Source organism: Pseudomonas sp. NPDC087615 (genome assembly GCF_044743445.1).
Classification (GTDB): domain Bacteria; phylum Pseudomonadota; class Gammaproteobacteria; order Pseudomonadales; family Pseudomonadaceae; genus Aquipseudomonas; species Aquipseudomonas baetica_A.
In genome coordinates, this window is record NZ_JBIUWM010000053.1 from 1 (window position 1) to 10,506 (window position 10,506).

Consider the following 10,506-nt stretch of genomic DNA (forward strand, 5'->3'; position numbering starts at 1 on the left):
CCATGCCGCCGACTTGCTCGCTTTGATCCGGGTGGACCAAAAAGATGATTTCGTAATGACGCATGAATGCTCCTTACGGGTTGTAGCCTGCCGCTCAAAAACGGTCAGACAAGGAGTGAATGACACTTATGGACTTGCCGGTGCGGGGCACATGCGTGCCTGCCGTGACAGCAAGGGGCGCAATTGTAGAGAAGGGACTGCAGAGGTGCAAGGCAATTGGTGATTATTTGAACAACCACCAATCCTGCCTTCACCACAAACCAATGTGGGAGCGGGCTTGCTCGCGAATGCGATACATCAGGCAACATTGTTGTCGACTGACACTGCGCTTTCGCGAGCAAGCCCGCTCCCACAATTGATTGCATACAACTTTATTTCTTGGCGGAGGCCTTGGCTTTGACGCCACGCTGGCGCTGCGCTTCGAACAGGCATACACCCGTCGCCACGGACACGTTGAGACTGCTGACGCTACCGGCCATCGGCAGGTTGACCAGATAGTCGCAATGTTCGCGAGTCAGGCGACGCATGCCTTTGCCTTCGGCGCCCATGATCAGGATGGTCGGGCCGGTCAGGTCCTGGTCATAAATGCTGACCTCGGCCTCGCCCGCCGTACCGACAACCCAGAGCCCACGCTGCTGCAACTTTTCCAGTGTGCGCGCAAGGTTGGTCACTGCCACCAGCGGAATCACTTCCGCCGCACCGCAGGCCACTTTACGCACGACGGGCGTCAGGGTCGCCGACTTGTCTTTGGGCACGATCACGGCGAGCGCACCAGCAGCATCCGCCGAACGCAGACAGGCGCCGAGGTTGTGCGGATCGGTCACGCCGTCGAGCACCAGCAACAGCGGCGCGCCTTCGGTGCGATCAAGCAACTCGTCGAGCATCGCCTCGCCCCAGACCTGGCTAGGACTCACGTCCGCGACCACGCCCTGATGCACGCCTTCAACCCAAGCGTCCATTTCACGTCGCTCAGCCTGACCGACCTGGACACGATTCTCATTGGCCAGTTCGATCAGAGTCTGCACACGCGGATCGTTGCGGCTTTCAGCCAGCCAGATCTGCTTGACGCGCTTAGGGTGGTGACGCAGCAACGCTTCTACCGCGTGAACGCCGTAGATTTTTTCCAACTGACTCATGACTTCGCCTTCGGTTTACGTGCTCCGCCACTTTTGGCTGGAGCAGAACCCGCCTTCGGCGGGCCTTTACGGTGCTTGCTCGGTTTGGCTGGTTTGCCGCCGGTCGCCTTTTCAGGCGCCGACCGCCCGGTCTTTCCCCCGGACGCCGCTTTACCACCGTTTTTGGCGTCGGAAAGCAGCGCTTTCTTCATTTCACGGCTTTTACGCAGCTCGGCGTTTTTCGCCACGGCATCGCTCGGGCGATAGGCTTCGGCAGCTTTTTCCTTGGCCGGACGACGACTGGCGGTTTTTGCCGGCGCCTTTTCTTCCGAAGCCTTGGACGCTGGAGCTGCAGTTTCGTGACCGCGTTTTTTGCGACCAATCGGTGCGCTGATGGTTTTTTCAGCCATCTCGAAGTCGATCTTGCGCTCGTCAAGATCGACGCGCATCACGCGCACTTCAACGGTGTCGCCGAGACGGAAGCTACGACCGGTGCGCTCGCCCGCCAGGCGGTGATGCACAGGGTCGAAGTGGTAGTAATCGCCCGGCAGCGCGGTGACATGCACCAGGCCTTCGACGTAGATATCGGTCAGTTCGACGAACAGGCCGAAACCGGTCACTGCGGTGATCACGCCCGGGAACGATTCGCCCACGCGATCCTTCATGAACTCGCACTTGAGCCAGTTCACTACGTCGCGGGTCGCTTCATCGGCACGGCGCTCGCTCATCGAGCATTGCTCGCCGAGTTGCTCCAGCGCCGCTTCGTCGTACGGATAGATGCGTGCCTTCGGAATGGTCATGGCACCGGCACGGCGAACGTGCGGGGTGTCTTGCTTGGAATGGATTACGCTGCGGATCGCGCGGTGCGTAAGCAGGTCCGGGTAACGACGGATCGGCGAGGTGAAGTGGGTATAGGCTTCGTAATTCAGGCCGAAATGGCCATCGTTTTCAGCGCTGTACACCGCCTGACTCAACGAACGCAGCATTACGGTCTGGATCAGGTGGAAATCCGGACGATCCTTGATGCTCGCCAGCAGTGCCTGATAGTCCTTCGGCGACGGACCGTCCTTGCCTTTGTGCAGGGACAGGCCAAGTTCGCCAAGGAAGGCGCGCAGCTTTTCCAGACGCTCCGGCGGCGGGCCCGCGTGAACGCGGTACAGTGCAGGGATTTCGTGCTTCTTCAGGAATTCGGCGGTGGCCACGTTGGCCGCCAGCATGCATTCCTCGATCAGCTTGTGAGCATCGTTACGGATGGTCGGACGGATTTCGGCAATTTTGCGTTCGGAACCGAAGATGATCCGGGTTTCCTGAGTCTCGAAATCGATCGCGCCACGCACATGACGGGCGGCCAGCAACACTTTGTAGAGCGAATAAAGCTGCTTGAGGTGCGGCACGACGTCGGTGTATTCGCCACGCAATTTACGCGCTTCGGCAACCTTCGGCGTTTCCAGCATCGCGCTGACCTTGTTGTAGGTCAGACGAGCGTGGGAATGAATCACCGCTTCATAGAAGCAGTAGTCAGTCATTTCGCCAGACTTGGAGATGGTCATCTCGCAAACCATGGCCAGACGATCGACATGCGGGTTCAGCGAGCAGAGGCCGTTGGACAACTGCTCTGGCAGCATCGGCACTACGCGCTCAGGGAAGTACACCGAGTTGCCGCGCACCTGGGCTTCGTTGTCCAGCGCCGAGCCGATTTTCACGTAACTGGAAACATCGGCAATCGCCACGTACAACTTCCAGCCACCGGAAAACAGACGCAGCTTGCCAGGCTTGGCTTCGCAATAGACCGCATCGTCGAAGTCGCGGGCATCTTCGCCGTCGATGGTGACGAACGGCAGATGGCGCAGATCGACGCGCTTCTCTTTGTCTTTATCTTCCACTTCCGGCTTGAGCTTGGCGGCTTCTTTGAGAACCGCTTCAGGCCAGACGTGCGGAATGTCGTAGGTACGCAGGGCGACATCGATTTCCATGCCCGGCGCCATGTAGTTGCCGACCACCTCAACCACATCGCCTTGCGGCTGAAAGCGTGGCGTCGGCCAGTGAGTGATCTTCACCTCAACGAACTGGCCGACCTGGGCGTTGGCATTGCGACCCGGGGTCACCAGCACTTCTTGCTGGATCTTCGGATTGTCCGCAACGACGAAGCCGATGCCGCCCTCTTCAAAGTAGCGACCGACAATGCTTTCGTGAGCACGGGTCACCACTTCAACGATCACACCTTCGCGGCGACCGCGACGATCGAGGCCGGAAACACGGGCCAGCGCGCGATCACCGTCGAACACCAGACGCATTTGCGCCGGGCTCATGAACAGGTCATCGCTACCGTCGTCCGGCACCAGGAAGCCAAAGCCGTCACGGTGACCGCTGATGCGACCGAGGATCAGGTCGAGCTTATCCACCGGTGCGTAAGTACCACGACGGGTGTAGATCAGTTGAGCGTCGCGCTCCATGGCGCGCAGGCGGCGGCGCAGGGCTTCGACCTGGTCTTCTGTGGTCAGACCAAACTCTTCGACCAGTTGCTCGCGGGCAGCAGGCGAACCCCGATCGGCGAGATGCGCCAGGATCAGTTCGCGGCTAGGAATAGGGTTTTCATATTTTTCCGCTTCACGAGCGGCCTCGGGATCGAGGGACTGCCAATCGGCCATTAGATAGTTTTCACCTTGTCTATATACGGGTTAGTTTGGCATAGGCGCCATCAAACGGGAAATTTCCGACTCTATAAGGCCCTTCTGAAGCCCTGTATCGAAGCTGGAAAGCCGTTTTGAACACCGCCGGTAAAAAAAACCATTTTTTTTGCCGGCAGGGGTTTACAGTTAAAAAGACGCTCCGTATAGTGCGCGCCATCGATGACGCAGATGCGCTGCCGATACTGCCCAGATGGTGAAATTGGTAGACACGCCAGCTTCAGGTGCTGGTGACCTTACGGTCGTGGAAGTTCGAGTCTTCTTCTGGGCACCAATTTAGAGCTTGAGACTAGATCAGTTTCAAGGCTCACACAAAACCCGCGAAAGCGGGTTTTTTGCATTCTAAGGAACGGTTTTCTTAAAACTGATTTATTAAAATTAAATCAGGGGTTTACAGATTAAAACGCGCTCCGTATAGTGCGCCACATCAACAGCGGCAACGCTAGCGATGATTGCCCAGATGGTGAAATTGGTAGACACGCCAGCTTCAGGTGCTGGTGACCTTACGGTCGTGGAAGTTCGAGTCTTCTTCTGGGCACCAATTCAAATTCAAGGTTAAGGCCTTGGATTTCACAGAAACCCGCGAAAGCGGGTTTTTGCGTTTCTGGCATTTGAAAATCCATTCCCCTCGCGATAGCAAACCTGTGCCCACGCCACAAGGCGCATTTGAGAAACAATATCGTTTATCATTGTTGCAAGTTTTTGCAATGCGACAGTGAGGAACCCTGCGAATGACGTTTCGAAATACCCTGCGCCGAGGCTTTACCTTCACCCTCCTCGGCCTGGCACTCGCCACCCCCCTCGCCCAGGCTGCCGATGCGGTTTCCCTGACTCTCTATAACGGCCAACACAAGGAAGTGGGCGACGCGATCGCCAAAGCCTTTGAAGCCAAGACCGGCATTCACGTCAATGTCCGCAAAGGCAGCAGCAATCAGCTCGCCAGCCAGATCATCGAAGAAGGCGACCGCTCCCCCGCCGACGTGATCTACACCGAAGAATCCCCTCCACTGAATAACCTCGGCGAACAGGGCCTGCTGGCCAAGACCGATGACGCCACCCTGGCCGTACTGCCGAAAAAATACGTCGCTGGCAACGGTACCTGGATCGGCGTCACCGCCCGCGTTCGAGTGGCCGCGTTCAACCCGACACTGATCGACGAAAAAGACCTGCCAACGTCGGTGATGGAATTCTCCGAGCCGAAATGGCAGGGCAAGATCGGCTTTGTGCCAACCAGCGGCGCCTTCCAGGAACAGGCCGTAGCAATCATCAAGATGCACGGTCGTGATGCCGCCGAAGAATGGCTGACCGGCCTGCGCGCTTTCGGCAAGACCTACAGCAACAACATGGTCGCGCTCAAAGCCGTCGAGAACGGTGAAGTTGCCGCTGTACTGGTGAACAACTACTACTGGTTTGCCCTGCAACGCGAGAAAGGCCAACTGGATTCCAAACTGCACTACTTCACCGGTGGCGATGTCGGCGGCTTGATTACCGTTTCCAGTGCTGCCGTGCTGAAATCCAGCGAACACCCAAAAGAAGCGCAGCAATTGCTCGCCTACATGGCCAGCGAAGAAGGCCAGCGCGTGATCACCCAAACCACCGCCGAATACCCGCTGCACAAAGGCATGGAATCGGATCGCGGCCTCAAGCCGTTCAGCGAACTGGAAGGGCCGAACGTCACGCCGGCCGATTTGGGCAATGCCGAAGAGGCACTGGAGTTGGAACGTGAAGTTGGCTTGAACTGATGACCGCATCGTTATCCGCCCCCGCCGCGCGCGGGGGCTACGTGCCACGGCGCAAGCGACCATCGATCTGGCTGGTGCTGCCGGTATTGTTATTGGTGGTCATGAGCCTGTTGCCGCTGGCCTACGTTGGGATAAAGACTTGGCAGGCCGGCTGGGCCGAGGCGCTGCATTTGTTGTGGCGCCCCTATGTCTTCGGTCTACTGCGCAATACGCTGGCCTTGATGGTCGGCGTGACTATCACCTGCGGCGTGATCGGTCTATCGCTGGCCTGGCTGCTGGAGCGCAGCAATCTGCCGGGGCGGCGTTTGTGGGGTGTGATCCTGTGCCTGCCGTTCGCGGTTCCGGCGTTTGTCAGCAGCTTCACCTGGGTTTCGCTGAGCGCACAGTTCGAAGGCCTCGGCGGGGCGATTCTGGTGATGAGCCTGTCGAAATACCCGCTGATCTTTCTGCCAGTGGCGGCAACTCTGCGCAATCTCGATCCTTCTCTCGAAGAGTCAGCCCGCACCCTGGGGCAGAATCGCTGGGGCGTTTTTTTCCGGGTCACCCTGCCCCTGCTCTGGCCGTCACTGCTGGCCGGCTCGCTGCTGATCGCCTTACACATGCTGGTGGAGTTCGGCGCGCTGTCGATCATTGGCCTGCAAACCTTTACGACGGCGATCTACCAACAATTCGAACTGGAATTCAGCAACGCCAATGCGGCAATGCTGTCCGCCGTGCTGCTCGCGCTGTGCCTGGTGCTGCTGTGGTTGGAACTGCGAGTGCGCGGCAAGGGCCGGCACGTGCGCACCGGGCAAGGTGCGGCGCGTCAGGCTGAACAGGTTCTGCTAGGACCTTGGGCGGCGGTCGGCCAGTTGTATTGCCTGATCCTGGCGATCATTGGCAGCGGGATTCCACTGGGCATGCTGGCGTACTGGCTGGCTGTGGGCTCTTCGGCTGCATTCCCGGTTGCGGCCATTACCGAGGCGCTGCTGTCATCGCTGGCGTTATCGCTGGGCGGCGCGGCACTGTGCCTGTTGCTGGCAGTGCCGGTCGGGCTGCTGGTGGTGCGCTATAAAGGCCAACTGGCGATCTGGGCCGAACGCTTGCCGTATCTGCTGCACGCGTTGCCGGGGTTGGTGATTGCGCTGACGCTGGTGTATTTCGCCCTGCATTACGTACCAGTGCTCTATCAGACGTCCGGCCTGTTGCTGATCGCTTATGCGCTGTTGTTCCTGCCGCTGGCTCAGGCTCCGATCCGCACGGCACTGAACAAGGCAGCGCCGCAACTGGAAGAGGCTGCACGCACAATGGGCGCATCGTCGTTTACGGCGTTTTGCCGGGTGACGCTGCCGATCATCTTCCCGGCATTGGGCGCAGCGTTTGCGTTGGTGTTTCTGGATGCGATGAAGGAATTGACCGCGACGTTGCTGCTGAGTCCGACCGGTCTCAATACGTTGGCAACCGAGGTGTGGGCGCATACGGCGAATGTCGAGTTTGCGGCCGCAGCGCCTTATGCGGCGCTGTTGATTGTGGTTTCTGGATTGCCGGTTTATCTGCTGACAACCCGGATGTACCTGAGCCGCTGAAACGGCCATCGCGAGCCGACTCACTCCCAGAGTGGAATGCATTCCCCTGTGGGAGTGAGCCGACTGGCAATCGGGCCTGAATCACGCCCTGAATTGCCCCAGGCTCGCCTTGAGCTGGGCCGCCAAACCATCCAGCACCTTGCCACTGGCCGTGGTCTCCACCACCGCTTGAGCGGCTTTCTCGGCTTGAGCATGAATCGTCTCGACCCGCCCACGCACTGCCTGAGCCCCTTGCGCCTGATGCGCCGCCGCCTGCGTGGCCAAACCAATTGCCGCGTGCACCTGTTCGACCGACACCTGCACAGATTGCTGTAAGCGCGCGCTATCACGCAGCACCAGCAAACCTTCGCTGGCCTGACGCCCAGCCTGACCAATCGCCTCCACCGCCTCACGCGCGCCCTGCTGCAAAGCCACAATGTGCGCTTGAATGTCGCCGGTAGAACTCTGGGTTTTACTCGCCAGCGCACGAACCTCGTCTGCCACCACGGCGAAACCGCGCCCGGTCTCGCCCGCCCGCGCCGCTTCGATAGCAGCGTTCAGCGCCAGCAAATTGGTTTGCTCGGCAATCCCGTGAATCACTGTCAGCACTACTTCAATCTGCTCGCTCTGCTGCGCCAGTCGCTCGATGACTTTTGCCCCGGTATCGACCTGTCCGGCGAGCGCCTCGATCAGGCTGCCGACCTTGGCCGACGTACGGGTGTTTTCATCGGTGGCCTGTCGAATGTCGACCACCTGCTTCAACGCCGCCTGCATGGCATGGCTTTCCGATTGCGCCTCATCAGCCATTTGCGACAGTGCGCGCAGACTTTCCGCCACTTCGTCGCGCTGCATCCCGGCCGCTGCATCCGCGCCGGCATTGCGCAGGGTCATCGCACCGATTTCCACACCAGTGCGCTGAGCCACGTCGCCCGCCTCGCGCACGATCGGCTGCAACTTATCCACAAAGCGATTGACCGCCGAGGCCATGTCGCCGATCTCATCCTTGCTGTTGATTTGCACACGCTTGGTCAGATCGCCCTCACCCGCAGCGAGATCATCCATCGCAGCATTGAGCATCTTCAGGCGATTGACCACACGATGACCCAGCACCACGGCCAACAACAGCAGCACACCAGCACCGACCAACGCCAGGCCCATGCCGATCCGCCAGCGCAGAGTTGCAGCGGCGTCCTGCACGGTACTGGCGGTATTGGCTTTCATTTCTGCCGCAGTCGACTGCGCCGATTGCAGGCGCGCGCGCATCGCGGTCGCACTGTCGGCTGCCGCGCCTTTGAGGCTGTCACCAACCAACTGATCACTGCTGGCGATCAACGCCGAGAAGCGTTTATCCAGCGCCGCCAGATCGGTCTCTACGGACGCCGTGGAGACCCCCATCAACACCTTGCCGATTTCCACGCCATTGGGATTGATCGACGCTTCGAGGTAATAGACCGAAGGGTCGTTCTTCGCCGCATTCAGCACTTTATCCAGCGCACGCTCACCTTGACCCTTTTCCAGCAAGGCCTTGTTGATCGGGTTTTCGCGGTTGAGATAACGGGTCAGGTGCTGACCGGTCGCATCGTCGTACACAACGAACAGCACGTTGGGGTTGCGCTGGGCGCGACGGGCGAATTCGGACAAAGTCGGTACATCGCTATCCCACATGGCGCGAGGAGCAACGGAAGCCAGCAATTGGGCCATGTCATTGGCCGAATCCTGCAGATCCTTTTCCAGTGTCGCGCGAAGTTGTGCCTGCTCTTCCTTCAAACGCGACGACAGACCAGCGGTCAGCCGCTGACGAGTGTTGGCGGACAAGGCGTCAAGACTCGACGTGACTTCACGCCCAGCCTGCTCCAGTTCGCCGGAAAGTTTCTGGCTGTCAGCACCGAGCCGCACCGCCAGATCAGCCTCCAGCGCGGTGACCGTGCTCCGTGTCAGGGCGACAGCCACCAACACCTGCACCAAAAGGGCGATACCAAGGGTAACGAATACAGGCCGCAATAAACGGCTTTGTAACAGTGAGAGAACGGCCGACACTGTGAATACCTCTACTTCTGACGCCATTAATTTGATGGCACTCTTGTAGACAGAATCACAGCAAAGGTCATGCCGTCCAACAGGCATAAACGACAAAGGCCCCAATTAAGGGGCCTTTGTTTTTTACATCAACGACTTATCAAGCAAACGGATGGCGCAGAACGATGGTTTCGTTGCGATCCGGGCCCGTCGAAATAATGTCGATCGGCGCGCCGACCAGCTCTTCGATGCGTTTGATGTAGTTACGCGCAGCCTGTGGCAGCTCTTCCAGGGTCTTGGCACCCAGGGTCGATTCGCTCCAGCCCGGCATCTGCTCGTACACCGGCTCAAGGCCAATGTAGCTATCAGCGTCAGTTGGTGCATCGATCACTGCACCATCAGCGTTCTTGTAGCCAACGCAGATGTTGATGGTTTCCAGACCGTCCAGTACGTCCAGCTTGGTCAGGCACAGGCCCGAGATGCTGTTCACATCGATAGCGCGACGCAAGATGACGGCGTCAAACCAGCCGCAACGACGGGCACGACCGGTGGTTGCACCGAACTCGTGGCCACGTTTGGCCAGGAATGCGCCAACATCGTCGAACAGTTCAGTCGGGAAAGGTCCCGAACCCACACGAGTGGTGTAAGCCTTGGTGATGCCGAGGATGTAGTCCAGGAACATCGGACCAACACCGGAACCAGTGGCGATGCCACCAGCCGTGGTGTTGGAGCTGGTGACGTACGGGTAGGTACCGTGGTCGATGTCCAGCAGCGAGCCTTGGGCGCCTTCGAACATGATGTCTTTGCCGGCGCGACGCAGGTCGTGCAGTTCGGCAGTGACGTCGAGCATCATCGGCTTGAGCAGCTCAGCGTATTCCATGCACTCGTCGAGAGTCTTCTGGAAGTCGATGGCCGGCTCTTTGTAGTAATTGACCAGTACGAAGTTGTGGTAATCCAGCAACTCGCCCAGCTTGGCGGCGAAACGCTCGCGGTGGAACAGGTCACCGATGCGCAGACCGCGACGTGCAACCTTGTCTTCGTAAGCCGGGCCGATGCCGCGACCGGTCGTACCGATCTTCAGCTCGCCACGGGCCTTTTCACGAGCCTGGTCCAGCGCAACGTGGTAGGACAGGATCAGCGGGCAAGACGGGCTGATACGCAGGCGCTCGCGCACCGGCACGCCTTTCTCCTCCAGCTTGTTGATTTCCCGCATCAGCGCGTCAGGTGCAACCACCACGCCGTTACCGATCAGGCACTGCACGCCTTCGCGCAATACGCCCGACGGGATCAGGTGCAAGACGGTTTTTTCGCCGTCGATCACCAGGGTGTGACCAGCGTTGTGGCCACCTTGGTAGCGCACTACGGCGGCAGCATGTTCGGTCAGCAGATCAACGATCTTGCC

General features: G+C 59.2%; 6 protein-coding genes, 2 tRNA genes and 1 pseudogene. 4 read left to right on the forward strand and 5 right to left on the reverse strand.

Features of this window, described 5'->3' with window-relative positions; translation table 11 throughout:
- From ACIOU6_RS22095 to rnr, 3 genes and pseudogenes are all read right to left on the reverse strand, one after another.
- Positions 1 to 64 (reverse strand): annotated as a pseudogene (locus tag ACIOU6_RS22095) (30S ribosomal protein S6); the annotation flags it as partial.
- Positions 65 to 371: 307 nt separating this feature from the next.
- Complete coding sequence (gene rlmB / locus ACIOU6_RS22100) at positions 372 to 1,136, reverse strand: 23S rRNA (guanosine(2251)-2'-O)-methyltransferase RlmB (protein ID WP_221733085.1); 765 nt, start codon at positions 1,134 to 1,136, stop codon at positions 372 to 374.
- The gene (gene rnr, locus ACIOU6_RS22105) at positions 1,133 to 3,763 is read right to left on the reverse strand and encodes a ribonuclease R (RefSeq protein ID WP_401138902.1); all 2,631 of its coding nucleotides are present in this window, start codon (positions 3,761 to 3,763) and stop codon (positions 1,133 to 1,135) included. Before rnr ends, rlmB begins: the two co-directional genes overlap by 4 nt.
- Before the next feature lie 226 nt (positions 3,764 to 3,989).
- On the opposite strand from rnr, the gene ACIOU6_RS22110 reads away from it, so the two are divergent.
- The 4 genes from ACIOU6_RS22110 to ACIOU6_RS22125 all read left to right on the forward strand — a co-directional run bounded on the left by ACIOU6_RS22110 (position 3,990) and on the right by ACIOU6_RS22125 (position 7,109).
- Positions 3,990 to 4,076 (forward strand) — tRNA-Leu (locus tag ACIOU6_RS22110).
- 180 nt (positions 4,077 to 4,256) lie between these two features.
- Positions 4,257 to 4,343: transfer RNA gene (locus ACIOU6_RS22115), tRNA-Leu, on the forward strand.
- A 190-nt stretch (positions 4,344 to 4,533) separates the two neighbouring features.
- Entirely contained in the window at positions 4,534 to 5,544 is a 1,011-nt protein-coding gene (locus tag ACIOU6_RS22120) for an extracellular solute-binding protein (RefSeq protein ID WP_221733087.1), read from the forward strand.
- Positions 5,544 to 7,109, forward strand: coding sequence for an ABC transporter permease (locus tag ACIOU6_RS22125; protein WP_401138903.1), 1,566 nt, complete (start codon positions 5,544 to 5,546; stop codon positions 7,107 to 7,109). Before ACIOU6_RS22120 ends, ACIOU6_RS22125 begins: the two co-directional genes overlap by 1 nt.
- Before the next feature lie 81 nt (positions 7,110 to 7,190).
- Here the strand turns inward: ACIOU6_RS22125 and ACIOU6_RS22130 are convergent, their stop codons facing one another.
- Both ACIOU6_RS22130 and ACIOU6_RS22135 read right to left on the reverse strand, forming a co-directional pair.
- Positions 7,191 to 9,125 (reverse strand): methyl-accepting chemotaxis protein, encoded by a 1,935-nt coding sequence (locus tag ACIOU6_RS22130; protein ID WP_221733089.1) that lies wholly within the window; start codon positions 9,123 to 9,125, stop codon positions 7,191 to 7,193.
- A gap of 139 nt (positions 9,126 to 9,264) precedes the next feature.
- Positions 9,265 to 10,506, reverse strand: a 1,242-nt coding sequence (locus ACIOU6_RS22135) for an adenylosuccinate synthase (RefSeq protein ID WP_401138904.1), incomplete at its 5' end; no start/stop codon positions are given.

Bases quoted from the DNA above. Each gene is read 5' to 3' on its own strand.
- ACIOU6_RS22120 (WP_221733087.1), top strand. From the start codon at position 4,534: ATGACGTTTCGAAATACCCTGCGCCGAGGCTTTACCTTCACCCTCCTC.
- rnr (WP_401138902.1), bottom strand. From the start codon at position 3,763: ATGGCCGATTGGCAGTCCCTCGATCCCGAGGCCGCTCGTGAAGCGGAA.
- ACIOU6_RS22125 (WP_401138903.1), top strand. From the start codon at position 5,544: ATGACCGCATCGTTATCCGCCCCCGCCGCGCGCGGGGGCTACGTGCCA.
- rlmB (WP_221733085.1), bottom strand. From the start codon at position 1,136: ATGAGTCAGTTGGAAAAAATCTACGGCGTTCACGCGGTAGAAGCGTTG.